Raw genomic sequence first — 17,923 nt, 5'->3', positions numbered from 1 at the left:
GGTGTTACAGGCTGCCCGTTGCCGTCAGCACCGTCAGGGGCCGCACGATGACCTTGTCCTGGCCGTAGGCAAGCACCTTGTTGGTCAGCAGCAGCGAATGCAGCCGTTCGCAGCACAGCCCGATGCTGCGTTCGTCGTAGCCTTCGCGGCGGATGTAATGGTTGTGCGAGAAGCGCGCCACCACTTCCTCGACGCCGCGCACGATGTCGATGAACCAGTCGACCGGAATGAAGCCGACATTGCCCGCCGTGATGAACGAGTTCCCGCTGAGGAAATTGGCGGCCGCGTCGTTGCTCACTACGCCGCAGTCGATGGCGTCGCCGAAGAACATCAGCAGGTCGCGCGCCACCGCGTTGGCCGCGTACTGCTGCAATACGGTGCCGGCAAAGCCCACCGGCACCGAGATGATGGGGGTGGCGCCGTCGCCGTAGAACGCTTCCGGGCCGAGGCCCTGCAGCTGGTCCGGATGGGCGTGGAAGTTGAAGCCGCGCGCCTCGCCGATTTCCACCGTCAGCGCGTAGCGCCGGTAGTGGCAGATGCCGACGAAGCCGGTGGCATGGGCTTCCTCCAGCAGCCGGCGGATCATGAACAGTGCCGCGTATTCGCCCAGCTGGTTGTTCTTGAAGGCGAACTGGGGGCAGTGCACGCTCATGCCGATGCCGCCGGCGGGCACGAAGCCGCCCGTGCCGACCATCGTCATGAACGGCGGGATGGGCCAGCCGGGATCCTTGTGGCTGATGCAGTAGAACGCTGGGGCAGTGGTCATGGGACTGGGCAGTGGGTTTTTCTGTGGATTATAGGGTGCGGCCGCGTCAGCGCGGCGCCTCGTTATAGATTTCCTCGCACTCGGCGGCGACGAAGCGGGCCGTCGCCTCGGCCGGGTCGAAGGTGGGCGCCGTGTCGGTTGCGCGCGCCTCGCCGTCCGGCGCCAGCAGGGCCGCCACGAAGCTGCTCATCACGTGCTCGACGCCGCGCTGGGCCACGTCGCGCAGGTCCGATGCCAGGTACTGGCCGAACGAGGCGGCGTGGCTGATGATCTCGTACGACGGAAAGTACTGGACGAAGCCATGGCGCGCTTCCACCGCTCCCACCACGGCGCGCAGCACCGACTTCGAATACGTCGACGCCACCAGCACGTTCTGCTCGCCGTAGGTGGCCACCAGCGGCACCGGGGAGACGGTCAGGATGATCTTGACGGCCGGGTTGACGGCCCGCACGGACTGCACCAGCGCTTCCAGGTCGCTTTCCACCTCGGCATACGAGAGGTTGCGGAACAGGTGGACGGCCGGATCGAAGCGGCCTTTCGCGGTGCCGGGGCAGGCCGGGTAGGTGTGGCCGCCCGTGGCGTGATACCAGCATTCCGTCAGCCCCAGGGTGAAGACGAAGGCCTCGGCCGTGGTGAACATGGTGCGCACGCACGCCAGGTGGTAGCGCCGGTCATGGGCGGCGTCCTCCAGCGTGGCAAAGCCGTCCGGCACGGCATTGGGGCGCATCAGGTCGTACCAGCGTCCGTCGTGCTCGGCGTAGTCGTCGATGACGGGCATCTGGCCGAAGGCCTGGCGGAACAGTTCCAGGGCCTGGCGCGCCGTGTAGATATTGCCGTAGCGGGCCGTGAACAACTCGTAGCTGTCCTTCTCGCCGCCGTGGGCCAGCGCCAGCGGGTGGGCCTGTTCGGCCAGGTAGCGGCCGCAGCCCGCGTGGTTCAGGTAGCGCGCGATATGCTGGGCAAAGCAGCTGCCGGCCGTGGCGATGCGGTCGCTCTTGTGCAGCTGGAACTTGGGCGTGGGGCATAGCTGCAGGTCGCGCCACGGGGCCCGCGCCACGAAGCGGTTCCAGAAGTTCTGGTCGGGCAGGTCGGAATAGGGGTGCATGTCAGTGTCGTTCCAGGTAGCGTTGGTTCAGCTGCGCGGCCAGCAGGGCGCCGTAGGCATCGTTGCCATGGGTGGCGCCGAAGGCGTATTCGCCCTTTAACCCGCCGCTGGGGGCGACGGCCTGCGGCGGGGCGTCGACGAAGTCGACCTGCACGCCCAGCTCGGCCACGCCTTCGCGGATCATCCGGTTCGACAGCAGGTAGTATTTCAGCCGCAGCGACAGCGGCGCGATGCCGTAGTGGTCCAGGTGCTGGCGGAAGCCTTCCGGCACGCGGCGGATTTCCGCTTCCGACTCCGTCGGCGGCGGCGCGAACACGTGCACCAGGTCGATGTCCGGCAGCGCCACGCGGGCCAGCGCGAGGGTGGCGATGGTCGACATCAGGTAAGGCTGCAGCTGGCGCCGCACGATGCTTTCCGCGACCGGCTGGGCGCCGTCGATGAAGGGCAGCTCGGGATGGCCGGCCAGGGTGAAGTCGAATGGCTGCGGGTGCTGCACGAGCGACAGGGCCGAATGGGCGCTGCCGTGCAGGATCGACACGAGCATGGCCTCCTGCTGGCGCGGCTGCAGCTGCTCGAGAAGGCCGATGTAGCCGGGATGCCCCTGCAGCTCGCGGCGGCCGTCCGGGTGGCGCAGCACGTGCACGATATTGTCCCAGCCCTGGTCGGAAATGATCAGGCTGTTGATGACGTCGCCCGGCAGCATGCCGGGCCGGGTCGCCATCGGCGTGAATTCCGTGGCCTTGCTGTGGATCCACTCGTCCAGCTCGAGGGCGTGGCCGGCGGCGACGGCCCGGAGCAGGCAAACCGTGTGGCTCATGCCCATCACGTAAATCATGAAGAATCCTTTGGTGGACCCGGCTGGCGCATGTCATGCCGGGCCGGCATTGTGAAACGGTCAGGCGCCGAACATGTCGCGCAACTGCTGCTGGATTTCCGGCGGATAGCCGCGCTGGAAATGACTGGGCCACGGATAGGCGGGGCGCTCGGTGCCGTCCTTCAGCCGGATCTTCTCCGTCGGGCACAGGAACTTGGCCGGGCTGCCGCCCACCACCGTGAAGGCATCGACGTCGCGGGCGACATTGCTGTGCGCGGCCACCAGCGCGTGCTGGCCCACCTTCACGCCGGGCAGCACGACCGACATCGTCGCCACGATCGCGTAGTCGCCGATCTCGCAGCCCAGCATGACGTCGCTGGGCGGATGGGGATCGTTCGTCAGCACCACGTACGGGAAGATCCACACGAAGTTGCCCACCTTCGAATGCTGGCCGATATGGACATTGCTGTGGGTGCGGACGTAGTCGCCGATCTCGCAGTGGCCCTGGAAGTCCGACAGCGTGCCGATCTGCAGGTTCTTGCCGGCCCGCGTGCCTTCGCGCACGGTGACGCGGTGGCCCGTGACGAGGTTGTCACCGAACGATGAGCCTTCGTAGAAGATGCTGTGCGAGCGGACCAGGGCGCCGCTGCCGAGCTGCAGGGGGCTGCCGTCGGCCAGGCGCGACGGGTGGCCCAGCTCGCAGTGGCTGCCGATGGTGCTGTTGTCGCCGATGACGACATTGTCCTCGACGATCGTGTAGGCGCCGATGGTGACGTTGGCGCCCAGTTGCGCCCGGGGCGATACCAGCGCGGTGGGATGGATGCTCATGCTCTCTCCTGTTCTGCGGGGCCGCTTACAAGGTGGGGACGATGGCACGCACGGCGGCGGCCACTTCGTCGGCCTGGTCCAGGCTCATGTGCGGGCCGATCGGCAGGCTCAGCACCTCCCGGTGGATTGCCTCGGCAATGGGGAACGCGCCGGCGCCGTGGCCCAGTTCAGCATACGCCTGTTGCTGGTGCGGCGCGATCGGATAGTGGACGATGGTGCCGATGCCGTGCTCGGCAAGGCGCTCGGCCAGCACGTCGCGGCGGGCGTGCCGCACCACGTACAGGTGCCACACGGGCTCGGCCCAGGATGGGACGGCCGGCAGGGTCAGGCCGTCGATGCCGGCAAGTTGCTCGCTGTAGCGGGCAGCGATGGCCCGGCGCCGGGCATTGCCTTCGTCCAGCGCGCCCAGCTTGACGGCCAGGAAGGCCGCCTGCAGCTCGTCCAGGCGCGAATTGAAGCCCTGCACCAGGTTATGGTATTTCTTCTGCGAGCCGTAGTTCCGGTAGGTGCGCAGCAGTTGCGCCAGCTCGGCGTCGTCGGTGGTGATGCCGCCACCGTCGCCCAGCGCGCCCAGGTTCTTGCCGGGGTAGAAGCTGAACGCGGCGGCATGACCCAGCTGGCCGGCGCGCCGGCCGTGGCAGGTGGCGCCATGGGCCTGGGCAGCGTCCTCCAGCACCTTCAGGCCGTGGCGCGCGGCAATGGCCATGATGGCCTGCATGTCAGCCGGCTGGCCGTACAGGTGCACGGCCACGATGGCCTTGGTGCGCGGCGTGATGGCCGCCTCGATGCGGGCCGGGTCGATGTTGTAGTGGGCTTCGACGGGCTCGACGGGAATCGGGGTGGCGCCGCACTGGCTGACGGCCAGCCACGTGGCGATGAAGGTATTGCTGGGCACGATGACTTCGTCGCCGGGGCCGATGCCCCAGGCGCGCAGCACCAGCATGATGGCGTCGAGCCCGTTGGCCACGCCGATGGCATGGGCGCAGCCGCAATAGGCGGCGAACTGCTGTTCGAAGGCCTCGACTTCCTTGCCGAGGATATACCAGCCCGAGGCCAGCACGCGCCGGAACGCCGCGTCCAGTTCGGCCGACTGGCTGTCGTTGATGGCCTTCAGGTCGAGAAACGGAACGCTCATTGCTTGTCCTTGTCCTGGTCATGGCGCTTCACCATCGCGGCGAAGTCGTCGTAGTCGTAGAAATAATCGCTCTTGTCGAATCTGGTCGACGCCATCACCAGGCAAACGGCGCCCGAGGAAAAGTTTTCCACTTCGCGCCACATCATTTTCGGGATGTACAGGCCGTAGTAGGAACGGTTCAGGTGAAATTTCTTGCGTTCGTAGCCGTCGTCGACGATCACGTCGAAGCTGCCCGACATGGCAATCATCAGCTGCTGCAGCTCGACGTGGCCGTGGCCGGCGCGCGAGGAGCCGCCGGGCACGTCGTACAGATAGTAGACGCGGGCGATGTCGAACGGCGTCTGGATGCCGCCTTCGACCACCGACAGGTTGCCGCGCGGGTCGGAATGCTTGGGCAGGTCGATGATGCGGCAATGGTCCATCATGGGCATGGTGTCAGCCTTGTAAACGTTGGATATACGCCTGGTAGCGCTCGTAGGAACGGCCGATCTGTTCGAACACGCCCTGCAGCGACAGGAACACGGCGTGCACCTGCTCCTGCGTGGCCAGCAGCTCCTCGGTGCTGATCATGCCGATCTCGTGCGAGGCCCACAGCAGGTCGATGTAGTCCGAAAAACAGTAGCCCAGGTTCGGATTGGCGTTGTAGTTCGAGTTCGACTGCAGCGTGGCGTCGCGCCGGAAATAGCTCAGCTCCTCGTCGACGTAGAAGACGGCGCCGTGCGCGGCGAAGTTGAAGTAGGCGGCGATATCGGCCAGGCCGATGGTGCAGTCGTGCGAGCCGACGTGGAACAGCCGCTGCCAGCCGATCTGCCACAGCGTGGAGCGGCGGAACATGATGCCGGTGAATTCGCCGACGAAGTTGCGCATCCCCAGCGTCATGTTGCGGTGCAGGTCCGCGCCCCGCATCTGGCCGCTCGCTTCGTAGGGCCGGCGCGTCTCCGTGCGCAGGTTGCCGGCGTCGATCACCTGCGAGGCGGCGAACACCATCGACACGTCGTCGCGGCCGCTGAAGGCGGCCACCATGCGCTCGACGCAGAACGGGTGCAGCAGGTCGTCGTCGAACAGCGGCTTGACGTAGACGCCCTTGGCGCTGTACAGGGCGCCCAGGATATTGTCCGTCTTGATGACGCTGCTGCGCTGGTAGATCACGCCGGGGAAGCGGGCGCAGATGTCGCGGATCTCCTCGGTCGGGCAGTTGTCGCTGACCAGGATTTCCGTGTTGGGATAGGTCTGGCCGATCGCCGAACGCAGGCACTGCTCGAAGTGGCTGGCCTTGTACGACGGGATGACGATGCTGACGAGGGGCAGGGACATGGGATGACTGGCGTTAAGGGGCACGGGATCAGATGACGGTATTGGCGATCTTCAGGACGTCGGGCAGGTACAGGTTGGGCTGGCGCAGCAGGGTGAAGCGGCGCATGCCGATGATCGTCTCGAAGCGTTTGCCGCTCAGCCATTCGGCCGACGACACGGCGTCCAGGCGGAAGCGGTGCAGCGGCCGGCCTTCGGTGAAGGCGTCGACGATGCGGGCCCGGTAATCCAGGCAATCCACTTCCACGCGCAGCACGCCGTGTTCGCCCTGCAGTTCGAACTGCAGCAGGTTGTCGACCGGCTTGCGCTGCGCGTCCACCAGCGCGCTGTCCTGCAGGCGTGCATTGACGGTGGCGAGGAAGGCTTCCAGGTCGACGTTGGCGGCGCCGGCGCGGGGCGTCTTCGGTGGCCGCGCCTGCAGGAAGCTGTCCGCCGCGGCGCGGTATTCGTCGGCGCTGAATTCGTGCGCGATGGTGATGCGCAGGGCGTCGCCATCGAGGCCGCAGTAGTCGCCTGCCAGCATCGGCTTGACGACGTCGCGCTGTTCGGCCGGCAGCCTGGCGCGGGCATAGTCGACGAATTCGATGGGCGTGCGCACGGCCATGTTGATGTCCGAATGCATATTGCCGTCGTCGATCAGCAGGTTCGCGCCGAACGGGATCACCACCTTCGGCTGCAGGATGCCGATCACGTTGACGCAATCGTCCATGTAGACATTGACGAGGCGCTCGGCCTCGGCTTCCTTCTCGTGCTCCTGGCCGGCCGGGTATTCCATCAGGAACGGATACCAGTGGATGTACGCGTACGGAATACAGGCCACGTCGATGGCGCGGCCGACCTGGGTGAACTTCGTCATCGAGGCCGGCTGCAGGTAGTTGTCGTTGCCGTGGTAGACGCAGAAGCGCTCGCTGTAGGCGATCATCGACGCATCGATGCCATTGCTTTCGTGGATCACGCCATACAGGTGGACGCCGTCGAACAGCTGCGTGACCGTCTCCGGCGCGATCACCGTGACGTCATGCGAGACCTTGGCCGTGATGTCGGCGATGAACGACGGCCGGCCGCCGACGATGACGATCTTGACCGACGGCTTGAGCTTGCGCAGGAAGCGCTTGTCGTAGTGATCCTGGTGGATGTGCGAGACGACGACGGCGTCGACGTCGTACAGCAGCGCGTCGTCCACCTGGGGTGGATAGAACACCCAGGAGTCGCCGTAGGGCTGCGATTCCACGATCGGGTCGAACAGGATCTTGCGCCCGTTCAGCACGGCCAGGATGCCCGCGTGGCCCAGGTAAAAGACGCCGTCGCCGTTGCCGTACTCGGCCAGGAAGTGCTTCAGTTCAGTGCTCATGATGGTGTCGAAAAAAGGTCTGGAATCGTGGAGTGCCGGCCCGGCCCGCGCTGGCGGCCCTTATGCCGCCCGGGCCACGAACAGGATGCCGCACAGGTCGCAGTGCGGCGCCGGGGGCGGCTGCGCGGCCGCGCCGAAGCAGTCGAAGTCGGCGCGCACGGCCGGCGCCGCCGGCGGCGTCATGGCCAGTTCGAAGCTGGCCGGACCGAAGGGCACGGCCAGCGTATTGCCGAACAGGAGAGGGACGGGCAGGTTCGAGCAGATGAAGCGGAAGCTGGCCGTGTCGGCATGGCGCGTGGCCGTCACGACGGTGCCATTCACGCCTTCGCTCTCCACCGTCAGCGCCAGGTCGTGGTGCTGCGCGTCCGATTTCAGGTACACGGCCAGCGGGAACATTTCCGTGCGCATGGCCAGCGCGCTGCCGGCGCCCAGGCGCAGGAACGTCAGGTCCATCAGGCGGTTGGCGTCGCGCCGCACTTCGACGGGGCCGCTGGCGAACTGCGCCAGCCCGGCGGCGGGCACGTAGAACATCGCCAGCGAACCATGGGGCGAGACGGCCTGCATGCGCGCCCACGTCGCTTCCAGCGGTGCCGCTTCCTGCAGCAGCCGGGGCAGGCGGCGCGCGATCTCGCAGCCGATCAAGGTGGTGCCGTGCGGCGCCGCGTAATGGGCTTCGTCGCCATACAGCCAGTCCGGCACGCGGCCCAGGAACAGGTCGGCGAACCACTGGCGCAGGTCGATCGTCGGCAGGCCCAGCGCCGCGAAGGTTTCCGTCTGCGCCTGGTAGAACGGATCGTTCACGTGGAGCGGAGCGAAGCGGCGCATGGCGAATACGAGCGGCACCAGCACGGCGCGGGGATAGAGCTGGGCCGCCGCCTGGATCAGCAGGTGCAGGCACAGCAGCCAGGAGCGGGCACCGTCCGGGCGCCAGGCGAAGTGGCCGGCGTCGTTGATCGAGTATTCGTACAGGATGACGTCGACGTCGGCCAGCCCGGCCGTGTCGTACAGGCGGCCGATGGCGGCCAGGGTGCTGGTGGCGCCCACCGACAGCTGGCGTACCTGGACCGGTCCGCTGGCGGCCAGGGCCTGCTCCAGGTGCTGCACATAACCGTCCTTCAGCAGCGAGTTGGAGCCGCCCAGTATCAGGATATTCATGCCGCGACGGCCACCAGCAGGTAGTGCAGCGGCAGCGCATCCTGCACGGCCGCATCCGGGTCGCCGCCGCCCACGGCCGCCAGCGCGCGCAGGGCCGTCAGGTAGGGCTCGCGTTCCGGTTCGTCGGCCATGCGGGCCCCGCCGCCCGTGACGCGAAAGCCCGTCTTCTGCAGCAGCCGCAGCAAGGTGCCGCGCGTGAACAGGTGGCGCTGGCCCGGCAGCAGGGCGCCGTCGCCGCCATACTGCAGGTTGCCGGCATTGAGCTGCACCTGGGTGCGCCAGTGCTGGGCATTGCGCACGGACGCCACCAGCGTGGCGCCGGGGCGCATGCTGCCGCGGATGCGCGTCAGCCAGGCGGCCGGATCGTCCAGCCGGTCGAGCGTGCCGGGCAGGACCCAGCAGTCGGCGTTGCTCGTGTAGACCTGGCGCTGGGGGCTGTCGTGATCGAAGTCCTCGTTGAAGACGAAATCGCAATGGGCGCGGGCCTGGTCCGCCGCCGCCCGGGCCGGCTCGATGCCGGTGTAGTCGCACAGGGGATTGCGCGCCTTGTAGGCCTTGGCGAACGAGCCGTCGCCGCAGCCGGCTTCGACCACCTTGATGGCGTCCGTCGGCACCAGCGCCAGCAACTGCTCGTCGACCTGTTGCGTGGCCACGGGCAGGTCGTAGTGGTAGCCACCCGTGCGTGTGACCGTGCCCATCCAGTCATGCTTGATGAAGATGCGCTCGGGCGTCTTGCCGAAATCGTTCTGTACCCACGGCATATTGCGGATCAGGTCGGAGCGGCCGGCCTTGTGCAGCGCCACCATCGGCGGCATCATCGGCGCACCATGCTTGATCGGCAGCGGCCACTGGCGCATCACGTCGATATCGCACAGCATGCAGGCCGGGTGCAGGTACAGGTAGCCGTCGTTTTCCAGCGGCTGGCCCAGTTCGTTCACGTACTGCAGGCTGCCGACCCCGTACAGGCCGGGTGTCAGCGCCTCGCGCAGCGATTCGAGGAAGCCGCGCCGCAGCACTTCCACGTCCGAGTCGAGGAACAGCACGGGTCCGTGCAGGTCGAGGTTGTTGATGGCCCAGCTCATGCCGGGACCGTGGTGGATGTTGTAGCCGAAGGGGATGAAACGCACGCCCGCATACTGCTCCGCGACGGGGCGGATGCGCGCGGCGATGTCCGGATGCGAGCCGTCGATGACGTACACGGGATTCGGATACAGGCGGCGGATGCTGGCCAGCAGCGCGTCGATCAGGTCCGGCGAGTTGTACGACACCGTCACGATGGGAATCTGCTCCACCGCGGCCTGGTCGCGCAGCTGCTGCGCCTCGGCGCCGCGGCCGCCCTGTTCGAGCAGCAGTTCGAGGTTCTGGCGGGCCTGCGCGAAACCGGGGTTTTCCTCCAGCGCCAGGCGGTATTGCTGTTCCGCGCCGGCGCTGTCGCCCGTGCCGGACAGCGCCAGTGCCAGGTTGAAGCGGGCCGCGAAACGCAGGCCCGTACCGGCCGGTGCATGGTCCAGCCAGGCCCGGTACAGGGCGATGGCGGCTGCTGCATTGCCGGCGCCCGTCAACGCGCCCGCTTCGTTGAACAGGGCCTCCAGCGACAGCGTGCCGGCACCGGCCTGTTGCAGCAGTTCGTCGTGTGCTCGGTTTGCATTATCAGCCATACAATCGGTCTTTCACAGTGTAACGGGCGCGGTCAATCATAGCGCTTATGGGGGGAAGCTGGCACTCGCGCATAAGCCGGATGTCGTCAGACAGCGACGGCGCGCAGCAGGTACTGGTAGGGCAGCGCATCCTGCTCGGCCAGGGCCGGGTCGGCGCCGGTGGCGGCGGCGAAGTTGCGCAGCGCGGCCAGCACGGCCGGATCCGGCTGGTGCGCGTTCACGGCCGTCATCTCGACAATGGCAAAGCCGCACTCGCGCAGCATCTCGGCCAGCGACGCGCGTGTGAACAGGTGCAGGGTGCGGCGGTCCGGCACTCCACTTTGTTGATAATGCAAGTTGCCCGAAGCGAGCAGCGACTGCACCAGCCAGTTCTGGCTGTTGTTGACGCAGGCAACCAGCTCGACGCCACCGAGGGCCTGGCGCCGCACGCGTTGCAGGAAGGCCCACGGATCGCGCAGGCGCTCCAGGGTTTCCGGGAACAGCCAGCACTGGGCCGGCGCCACCTGCTGCCACTGCTGCTCGTCCAGGCTTTCCGGATCGGCGGCGATGGATGCCGTGCTCCAGCCGGCCTCCGGCGCCGGGGCGATGGCCGTGAAGTGCGAGTTCGGCTGGCGCGCGCGCCAGGCCTGGGCCAGCGAGGCGCCGCCCACTTCGACGACGCTGTGCATGCCGGCGCGCATCAGCGCCAGCATGCTGTCCTGCTGGATGCTCAGCTGGCCGGGCGCCGGGTCCGGCACCGCATGCAGGCGGATCGGGTCCGGCTCGTCGTTCAGGGGCACGCCGGCCGGGCGCTTGACGACACCGGCCAGCAGGTCTTCATAGTCGCGCACGAAGCGGGGCGTGTCGAACAGGGGGCTGCTGTCGCGGTTCTCGGCCAGGCGCTGGCGCAGCTCGCCCAGGCGGGCAGGATCGCTTGCCAGTGCCACGGCCAGTTCCTCGTACGCTTCCAGCGAATGCGTCACCAGCTCGGGCAGGCCCACCGCGTGCAGCAGGCTGCCCGCCATGCGCGAGCAGAAGGTGCGGCCGGCCCACGTCAGCACGGGCAGCCCGGCCCATAGCGCGTCGCTGGCGGTGGTGCCGGCGTTGAACGGCGCCGTGTCGAGGAACAGGTCGGCCAGCGCGAAGCGGGCCAGGTACTCGGCCGGCGGCACGCGCGCGGCGAACAGCAGGCGGCTGCCGTCGACGCCTTGCGCTTCCGCTTCGCGCACCAGGTTCTCGCGCGTGTCGGGCACGTCGGCCACGATCCACAGCACGCTTTCCGGCACGCGGCGCAGGATGCGCATCCATGCCGCGAACACGTCGGGGGTGAACTTGAAGTTGCTGTTGAAGGAGCAGAACACGAAGCGCCCTTCGGGCAGTCCGGCCCCGGCCCGTTCGAGGCGCGGGCCGATGGCGCGCTGGCGGTCGTTGATCTGGAAGGTGTGCGGCATGCGCAGCGGCTTCTCCGTGAAGTACGGTTCCAGCTCGGGCGGCAGCACGAAGGCATCGGCCACGACGTAGTCGACGCCGGGAATGGCCGTGGGGCCGGGGAAGCCCAGCCACGTCAGCTGCACGGGCGCGGGGCGCCAGCACAGGATGTCCGCCCGGGCGCCCAGGGTCAGGCCGTGCAGGTCGACCAGGATGTCGATCTCGTGGGCGCGGATGCAGCGCGCCGCTTCCTCGTCCGTCATGCGGTCGATGCGGATGTAGTGGTCCATCGCGCCCACCACGCGGGCGCGCAGCGGCGAATTGTCCTCGCGGCTCCAGCTGAAGGCATACACCTCCACGCGCGAGCGGTCGTGCAGCTCGTACAGTTCGGCCGTCAGGATCGACACGGCGTGCGAGCACAGGTCCGACGACAGGTAGCCGATGCGGATGCGCTTGTGCGGGTAGCCGGCCGGATCGGCCAGGGCCGGCACGTCGCGCCTGACCTTCTCGTCGATGAAGCGCTGCGAGGCGGCCAGCTGGCCGGCCGGATCGGCCGAGGCGCCCAGCGTGGCCAGCGCCGACGTACAGCGCTGCATCGCTTCGACCGTCACGCCGCCGAACGGCTGGTACACGGGCCAGCGGCACAGCTTCTGGCGCAGGTGCACCCAGTGCGTGATGGCGTTGGGCTGGTCCGGCTGCAGTTCCAGGCTGCGCGCCAGCATGGCTTCCGCCTCGGGCAGGCGCTTGCGGATTTCCAGCAGGCGGCCGATATTGTTCAGGGTCTGCACGTGCAGCACGGGGCTGGCCGGCAGGTCGGCCACTTCGGCCAGGATGGCGTTCCACGTGGCCAGCGCATCGTCCGGACGGCCCAGGCGCTCGTACAAGGTGCCCAGGTTCAGGCGCGCCTCGATGAAGCCGGGATTGAGCGCGATGGCCTTCAGGTAGTCGCCCTCGGCCTGCACGTCGTTGCCGATACCGCTGTGGGCGATGGCCAGGTTGAACCAGACCGCATAGGCCAGCGGCGATTGGGTGTGGGCCAGCCAGGTTTCATACAGCCGAACGGCCTGCTGCGGGGCGCCCTGGTCGATCAGCGTCTGCGCGCCGCCAAACAGTTCGCCCAGCGGCAGCACGCCGCGTTCGGCCTGGCGGAACATTGCATCGGAAGGGCTCGTCGGGTTCGCGGTCACACTCATCCTTTTGGTCTTGTCCAGAGTGAAGCGCAGCAGCGCTGCAGTAAGCGTAATCATACTCCGATGCGCGTGGCGCCCGGGAGGTTTTGTGCTAATAGGCAACATTCCCGCACGGGCAAGGCGTGCCGGAAGCGGTTAAGATGACATCCCGCTCATTTCCCACGCCGCCCGCCAGCCATGCTCAAGACGCCCACCGCTTTCACGCCGCTGATCGACCCGCTGCCCGCCATGGAAGCGCCGCTGACCTTTGTCTTCCACCGGGGCCACGTGCTGCTGCGCGGCGCGGAGCTGGCAGTGCCGGACGACGTGACGGCGCTTGGCCTGCCGCCCGAGCGGCTGCACCCCGTGGGCCTGTGGCAGGGCCGCTACTGCCAGGCCGCGTGGGCCGACGATATGGCGCTGGTGCCGGGGGACCATGCCTGGCATCCGCTGCGCTCGCTGTTCGGCACCGTCGACGATGAATTCCTCGGCCTGGCCGGGCGCGCCAGCCAGATCGCCGACTGGGCCCGCACGCACCGCTTCTGCGGCGCCTGCGCCAGCCCGATGGAGCGCGCTGCCGGCGAGCGCGCCTACCGCTGCACGGCCTGCGGCCACCTGGCCTACCCACAAATATGCCCGGCCATGATGGTGCTGATCCGCGACGGCGACAAGGTGCTGCTGGCCAAGCACACGCGCTCGCCCACGCGCATGTTCACGGCCCTGGCCGGCTTCGTCGAGGCGGGCGAATCGATCGAGGAAGCCGTGCACCGCGAGGTGTTCGAGGAAGTGGGCGTGCGCGTGCGCGACTTGCGCTACTTCAGCAGCCAGTCGTGGCCGTTCCCGAATTCGCTGATGATCGCCTACACGGCCGAATACGTGGACGGCGAGATTCGCGTCGATCCCACCGAGATCGAGGAAGCGCGCTGGTTCGGCCCGGACGACGAGTGGCCCGAGACGCCGCACAAGGTGTCGATCGCCAGCGCGCTGCTGGCCGCCAACCGGCCGGGGCGGGCAAGCCGGTGAGCTTGGCCGATGTTGGGTATACTGGCGGATACTCTTTCAAACAAGTAGCCTCTCATTATGTCTAAAGAAGCATTTTCCGAACACGACTGGCGCCGTTTCCTGGCCACCTTGGGCGAGGACCCGGACCGTCCAGGACTGGCGGAAACGCCGCATAGGGTGGCCAAGGCGTGGAAACACTGGACCTCCGGCTATGACCAGGACCCGGTCGAGCTGCTGAAGGCCTTCGAGGACGGCGCCGAGCAGTACAACGAGCTGATCGTGGTACGCAACATCCCCGTCTACAGCCACTGCGAGCACCACCTGGCGCCGTTCTTCGGCAAGGCCACCATCGGCTATCTGCCCAACGGCAAGATCGTCGGCCTGTCCAAGCTGACCCGCCTGGTCGACTGCTTCGCCAAGCGCCTGCAGGTGCAGGAGCGCCTGACGGTACAGATCGCCAATACCTTGATGGAAGTGCTGGAACCGAAGGCCGTGGGCGTCGTCATCAAGTGCCGCCACATGTGCATGGAAAGCCGCGGCATCCGCACGCCGGGCGAGGAAACCATCACGTCGTCGATGCTGGGCGAGCTGCAGCCGAACCTGGGCCTGCGCACCGAGTTCCTCGCGCTGGCGCGGGACTGACCAGTCCGTGTCCACCGTGGGGTCAGACCCCGACAAAGACACGGCCTCTTCCATATCAGAACTGGCAGCAGTGCTGCGCGCGTCATCGGTCGCTTAAGTTGGCAAGGACTGATGAGACCGTGTCCATGTCGGGGTCTGACCCCAAGGTGGACAATCGGTCGCTTAAGTTGGCAAGGACTGATGAGACCGTGTCCATGTCGGGGTCTGACCCCAAGGTGGACACGGGTTCATCAGCAATGCAGCCGAGTTATCGGAAAATACGATGATTCGGCATCAAAAATCGCGCTTTTTTATCGGGTGAACGAGGCCTAAGATATCTCCATCGAAGGAACTTTTTTGGAGAAGATCATGACTGTCAAACACATCCTTGCCGCCGCTTCCCTGCTTGCCGCCACTGGCGCCGCCCTGGCCGACGGCCTCACCCGTGCCGACGTGGCGGCCCAGGTGCAGCAGACCCGTGCCGCGGGCCTGCTGGACATGACGGAGGCGCATTTCCCCGTCATGCCCGAACAGCCGTCGACCCTGACGCGCGAACAGGTGCTGGCCGCAGCCGTGCAGGCCCGTGCCAACGGTGAACTGGACATCACGGAAGGTGACTACCCCCATATCGCGGCGCAGCCGTCGATGTTGACGCGGGCGCAGGTGCGGGCCGAAGTGCTGGCCGCGCGGGCCTCGGGTCTGCTCGACCTGAACGAAGTGAATTATCCGCGTGAGTATGCCAACGGCCTGCAGCCCCGCGTGCAGGCACAGCCGGTGCAGGCCAGCCTGCGCACGTCGTCGCTGCAGCGCTAAGTGTCAGGTTATAAGTACTAACGCGCCGGCACGGCCGCGTCTTCGGACGGGGCCGCACCGGGCGCCTCGATAAAGGCGAACTGGTCGATCTCGGCGTGGAATTCGCCCAGTTTCCGGCCGGCTACCTCGCCGCCGTCTTCCACCAGCGCGCAGCGTTGCGTGTCCACGTGCCACACCTGCGCACCGCTGCGCAGGCTCCAGCGCTTGTCGCCCTCGCTGAACAATTCCAGCTTCGTTTCTTCCAGCGGCAGCTCCCCCAGCGGAATGACGCGCTGGCACTCCGGCATGCGCGCGGCCATCAGGGTGAAGCGGCCCTGCTCGCTCCAGAAATAGTCCTGCTGGCGCCGCACCGTCAGGCGGTGATCCTGCGTGCTGTCGGCATAGTAGGTGGCGGAGTCGTTGTAGCAGCCGGCCAGCAGCAGCAGGCTCAAGGCTGTCGTCAGAGTACGCATGATGGCAAGAGGGGGACGATATCGTTGCCGCCGATTATAGCGGCTGCGCACGATTGGGCACGGTACTCATTGCATTTGGGATAAACTCGCAGCTTTCTCCCAGCTTGTCCAATCAATAACATGCCCGGTCAATCCCGCCACGACGAACAAAGTTTCCGCAGTATTATGTACCGCAATATCACGCTGCCCCTGGTGGCCGGCGTGGTCAGTGCCGCCGTGTTCGTGGCGGTGTTTGCCTACCTGCTCAATGCGCTGACGTGGGTCGAGCATTCGGAGCGCGTGATCGGCAACGCCCAGGAATTGCGCAAGCTGGCCGTCGACATGGAAACGGGCATGCGCGGCTACCTGCTGACGGGGGAAGAATCGTTCCTGGCGCCGTACCGGCTGGCCAAGCCGAAGATCGCCACTAACCTCAATATCCTGGGCGAGCTGGTGGTGGACAATCCGGAGCAGATCGACCGCCTGCGCAATATCCGCGCCCAGCAGCTGCAATGGGACAAGGTGGCCCAGGACATGGTCAACGCCCGCACCACGGGCGGCGACTACCTGGGCATGATCAAGTCGCAGCGGGCCAAGCTGGAATTCGACGAGCTGCGCAACCAGTTCCAGGCCTTTATCGCGTACGAAACCCGGCTGCGCTCGGAACGCTCGGACACGGCCCGCACCGTCACCTACGTTACCGTCACCGGCTACCTGACCCTGAGCCTGATCATCAGCGGCTTCCTGGCCTACTGGGGCCGCCGCGAGCTGATGCGCCTGTCCACCGTCTACCGCACGGCGCTGGACGAGCAGCGCATCCAGTCCGACCGGGTCGAGCGCCAGGCCTGGCTGCGCTCCGGCCAGAGCAAGCTGGCCGAGCAGGGCATCGGCCAGCGCTCGCTGCCGGCGCTGTCGAGCGCGCTGCTCACCTTCCTGGCACGCTACCTGAACGTGGCCGTGGCGGCGCTGTACGTGCGCGGCCCGGATGGCGTGCTGCACCGCACGGCCGGCTACGGCTTTGTCGTCGGCGACGAGGAATTCGGCAAGGATATACAGCCCGGCGAAGGCATCGTCGGCCAGGCCGCGGCGGAGCGCCGCATCGTCCACCTGGAAAACCTGCCGAACTACTACCTGAAACTGACATCGGCGCTGGGCAACGGCTCGCCCAGCCAGATCATCGTGGCACCCCTGGAAAGCGATGGCGAAGTCAACGGCGTCATCGAACTGGGCTTCCTGCACCCCGTCGGCGAGCAGGAGCTGGACTTCCTGAAGCTCGTCTCCGGCAATATCGGCACGGCCATCGAATCGACCTTGTCGCGCCAGCGCCTGCACGAGGTGCTGCAGGAAACCCAGCAGCTGAACGAAGAACTGCAGGTGCAGCAGGAAGAACTGCGCACGGCCAACGAGGAACTGGAAGAACAGTCGCGCGTGCTGGAAGAATCCCAGGCCACCCTGGAGAACCAGAAGGCCGAGCTGGAACAGACCAACGAACAACTGGCTGAACAGGCCGTGGCGCTGGACCAGAAAAATACGGCGCTGAACGAAGTGCAGCTGCAGCTGGAAGAGCGCGCGCACGACCTGGAGCGGGCCAGCCAGTACAAGTCGCAGTTCCTGGCGAATATGTCGCACGAGCTGCGCACGCCGCTGAACAGCTCGCTGATTTTGGCCAAGCTGCTGTCCGATAATCCGCAGGGCAACCTGAACGACGAGCAGGTGCGCTTCGCCCAGACCATCTATTCGGCCGGCAACGATTTGCTGAACCTGATTAACGACATCCTCGATATCTCGAAGGTCGAAGCGGGCAAGCTGGAACTCAATCCCGAGGAACTGCGCCTGCAGCAGGTGGTGCAGGGCCTGCAGCGCACCTTCGAGCCGCTGGCCCAGCAGAAGAACCTGGCCTTCGTCGTCGAGATGGCGCCCGGCCTGCCCGACACCGTCTACACGGACTGCCAGCGCCTGGAACAGATCCTGAAGAACCTGCTGTCGAATGCCGTCAAGTTCACCGACGAAGGCCGCATCGTGCTGCGCGTGGCGCCAGGCGCCAACGGTCAGCTCAGTTTCGCCGTCGAGGATTCCGGCATCGGCATCCGCGCCGACCAGCACGAGACCGTGTTCGGCGCCTTCCAGCAGGCCGACGGCACCACCAGCCGCAAATACGGTGGCACGGGCCTGGGCCTGTCGATCTCGCGCGACCTGGCCACCCTGCTGGGCGGCACCATCACCCTGGCCAGCACGGAAGGCCAGGGCAGCACCTTCACGTTGACCCTGCCGATGCAGTGGTCGGCCCCGGCCCGCACGGCCGACGCGTACGTGCCGGCCGCGCCGGCGCAGCCGCAGCCTGCCCGTACCCCGCAGCC

16 protein-coding genes are annotated in these 17,923 nt (G+C 66.9%); 4 read left to right on the top strand and 12 right to left on the bottom strand.

All coding sequences use genetic code 11. The features are described 5' to 3' along the window. Nucleotides 1–4: 4 nt before the first annotated feature. From GM672_RS21780 to GM672_RS21730, 11 genes are all read right to left on the bottom strand, one after another. Nucleotides 5–766 carry a hypothetical protein gene (locus tag GM672_RS21780; RefSeq protein WP_155472634.1) on the bottom strand — a complete coding sequence of 254 codons (762 nt, stop codon included), beginning with the start codon at nucleotides 764–766 and terminating at the stop codon, nucleotides 5–7. Nucleotides 767–812: 46 nt separating this feature from the next. Beyond that, nucleotides 813–1,871 (bottom strand): GSCFA domain-containing protein, encoded by a 1,059-nt coding sequence (locus tag GM672_RS21775; protein WP_155472633.1) that lies wholly within the window; start codon nucleotides 1,869–1,871, stop codon nucleotides 813–815. A 1-nt stretch (nucleotide 1,872) separates the two neighbouring features. Then, nucleotides 1,873–2,706: a hypothetical protein gene (locus GM672_RS21770; RefSeq protein ID WP_155472632.1), complete on the bottom strand. Its 834-nt coding sequence runs from the start codon at nucleotides 2,704–2,706 to the stop codon at nucleotides 1,873–1,875. 60 nt (nucleotides 2,707–2,766) lie between these two features. After that, nucleotides 2,767–3,513 carry an N-acetyltransferase gene (locus tag GM672_RS21765; RefSeq protein ID WP_155472631.1) on the bottom strand — a complete coding sequence of 249 codons (747 nt, stop codon included), beginning with the start codon at nucleotides 3,511–3,513 and terminating at the stop codon, nucleotides 2,767–2,769. 25 nt (nucleotides 3,514–3,538) lie between these two features. After that, complete coding sequence (locus GM672_RS21760; RefSeq protein ID WP_155472630.1) at nucleotides 3,539–4,648, bottom strand: DegT/DnrJ/EryC1/StrS family aminotransferase; 1,110 nt, start codon at nucleotides 4,646–4,648, stop codon at nucleotides 3,539–3,541. Then, nucleotides 4,645–5,079: a sugar 3,4-ketoisomerase gene (locus GM672_RS21755; RefSeq protein WP_155472629.1), complete on the bottom strand. Its 435-nt coding sequence runs from the start codon at nucleotides 5,077–5,079 to the stop codon at nucleotides 4,645–4,647. The genes GM672_RS21760 and GM672_RS21755 overlap by 4 nt, the downstream gene beginning before the upstream one ends. Nucleotides 5,080–5,083: 4 nt before the next feature. Further along, nucleotides 5,084–5,962 carry a glycosyltransferase family 2 protein gene (locus GM672_RS21750; protein WP_155472628.1) on the bottom strand — a complete coding sequence of 293 codons (879 nt, stop codon included), beginning with the start codon at nucleotides 5,960–5,962 and terminating at the stop codon, nucleotides 5,084–5,086. A gap of 28 nt (nucleotides 5,963–5,990) precedes the next feature. Next, nucleotides 5,991–7,310 (bottom strand): MBL fold metallo-hydrolase, encoded by a 1,320-nt coding sequence (locus tag GM672_RS21745; RefSeq protein ID WP_155472627.1) that lies wholly within the window; start codon nucleotides 7,308–7,310, stop codon nucleotides 5,991–5,993. A 60-nt stretch (nucleotides 7,311–7,370) separates the two neighbouring features. Then, nucleotides 7,371–8,465 (bottom strand): SGNH/GDSL hydrolase family protein, encoded by a 1,095-nt coding sequence (locus GM672_RS21740; RefSeq protein WP_155472626.1) that lies wholly within the window; start codon nucleotides 8,463–8,465, stop codon nucleotides 7,371–7,373. Further along, nucleotides 8,462–10,123 carry a methyltransferase domain-containing protein gene (locus GM672_RS21735; protein WP_155472625.1) on the bottom strand — a complete coding sequence of 554 codons (1,662 nt, stop codon included), beginning with the start codon at nucleotides 10,121–10,123 and terminating at the stop codon, nucleotides 8,462–8,464. Before GM672_RS21735 ends, GM672_RS21740 begins: the two co-directional genes overlap by 4 nt. Before the next feature lie 86 nt (nucleotides 10,124–10,209). Then, nucleotides 10,210–12,723 (bottom strand): O-linked N-acetylglucosamine transferase family protein, encoded by a 2,514-nt coding sequence (locus GM672_RS21730; RefSeq protein ID WP_155472624.1) that lies wholly within the window; start codon nucleotides 12,721–12,723, stop codon nucleotides 10,210–10,212. 174 nt (nucleotides 12,724–12,897) lie between these two features. Here GM672_RS21730 and nudC point away from each other — a divergent pair, with 174 nt between their 5' ends. The 3 genes from nudC to GM672_RS21715 all read left to right on the top strand — a co-directional run bounded on the left by nudC (nucleotide 12,898) and on the right by GM672_RS21715 (nucleotide 15,135). Next, nucleotides 12,898–13,722 (top strand): NAD(+) diphosphatase, encoded by an 825-nt coding sequence (gene nudC / locus GM672_RS21725; protein WP_155472623.1) that lies wholly within the window; start codon nucleotides 12,898–12,900, stop codon nucleotides 13,720–13,722. Between the two features lie 57 nt (nucleotides 13,723–13,779). Beyond that, complete coding sequence (gene folE, locus GM672_RS21720) at nucleotides 13,780–14,343, top strand: GTP cyclohydrolase I FolE (protein ID WP_155472622.1); 564 nt, start codon at nucleotides 13,780–13,782, stop codon at nucleotides 14,341–14,343. Between the two features lie 348 nt (nucleotides 14,344–14,691). Continuing rightward, the gene (locus GM672_RS21715; protein ID WP_155472621.1) at nucleotides 14,692–15,135 is read left to right on the top strand and encodes a DUF4148 domain-containing protein; all 444 of its coding nucleotides are present in this window, start codon (nucleotides 14,692–14,694) and stop codon (nucleotides 15,133–15,135) included. Nucleotides 15,136–15,152: 17 nt separating this feature from the next. Here the strand turns inward: GM672_RS21715 and GM672_RS21710 are convergent, their stop codons facing one another. Continuing rightward, complete coding sequence (locus GM672_RS21710; protein ID WP_155472620.1) at nucleotides 15,153–15,566, bottom strand: hypothetical protein; 414 nt, start codon at nucleotides 15,564–15,566, stop codon at nucleotides 15,153–15,155. A 186-nt stretch (nucleotides 15,567–15,752) separates the two neighbouring features. Between GM672_RS21710 and GM672_RS21705 the strand changes: the two genes are divergently transcribed. After that, a partial coding sequence (locus GM672_RS21705; protein WP_229417867.1) for a CHASE3 domain-containing protein occupies nucleotides 15,753–17,923 on the top strand: 2,171 nt, incomplete at its 3' end.

The organism is Pseudoduganella buxea (assembly GCF_009720835.1).
GTDB lineage: Bacteria > Pseudomonadota > Gammaproteobacteria > Burkholderiales > Burkholderiaceae_D > Rugamonas > Rugamonas buxea.
Note: the sequence above shows the minus strand (reverse complement) of the source record. Positions and strands in the feature narration are given on the sequence as shown.

Coding starts and splice junctions, on each gene's coding strand:
- nudC (WP_155472623.1), top strand. CDS start 12,898: ATGCTCAAGACGCCCACCGCTTTCACGCCGCTGATCGACCCGCTGCCC.
- GM672_RS21745 (WP_155472627.1), bottom strand. CDS start 7,310: ATGAGCACTGAACTGAAGCACTTCCTGGCCGAGTACGGCAACGGCGAC.
- GM672_RS21760 (WP_155472630.1), bottom strand. CDS start 4,648: ATGAGCGTTCCGTTTCTCGACCTGAAGGCCATCAACGACAGCCAGTCG.
- GM672_RS21715 (WP_155472621.1), top strand. CDS start 14,692: ATGACTGTCAAACACATCCTTGCCGCCGCTTCCCTGCTTGCCGCCACT.
- GM672_RS21780 (WP_155472634.1), bottom strand. CDS start 766: ATGACCACTGCCCCAGCGTTCTACTGCATCAGCCACAAGGATCCCGGC.
- GM672_RS21755 (WP_155472629.1), bottom strand. CDS start 5,079: ATGCCCATGATGGACCATTGCCGCATCATCGACCTGCCCAAGCATTCC.
- GM672_RS21775 (WP_155472633.1), bottom strand. CDS start 1,871: ATGCACCCCTATTCCGACCTGCCCGACCAGAACTTCTGGAACCGCTTC.
- GM672_RS21740 (WP_155472626.1), bottom strand. CDS start 8,465: ATGAATATCCTGATACTGGGCGGCTCCAACTCGCTGCTGAAGGACGGT.
- GM672_RS21735 (WP_155472625.1), bottom strand. CDS start 10,123: ATGGCTGATAATGCAAACCGAGCACACGACGAACTGCTGCAACAGGCC.
- folE (WP_155472622.1), top strand. CDS start 13,780: ATGTCTAAAGAAGCATTTTCCGAACACGACTGGCGCCGTTTCCTGGCC.
- GM672_RS21750 (WP_155472628.1), bottom strand. CDS start 5,962: ATGTCCCTGCCCCTCGTCAGCATCGTCATCCCGTCGTACAAGGCCAGC.
- GM672_RS21730 (WP_155472624.1), bottom strand. CDS start 12,723: ATGAGTGTGACCGCGAACCCGACGAGCCCTTCCGATGCAATGTTCCGC.
- GM672_RS21770 (WP_155472632.1), bottom strand. CDS start 2,706: ATGATTTACGTGATGGGCATGAGCCACACGGTTTGCCTGCTCCGGGCC.
- GM672_RS21765 (WP_155472631.1), bottom strand. CDS start 3,513: ATGAGCATCCATCCCACCGCGCTGGTATCGCCCCGGGCGCAACTGGGC.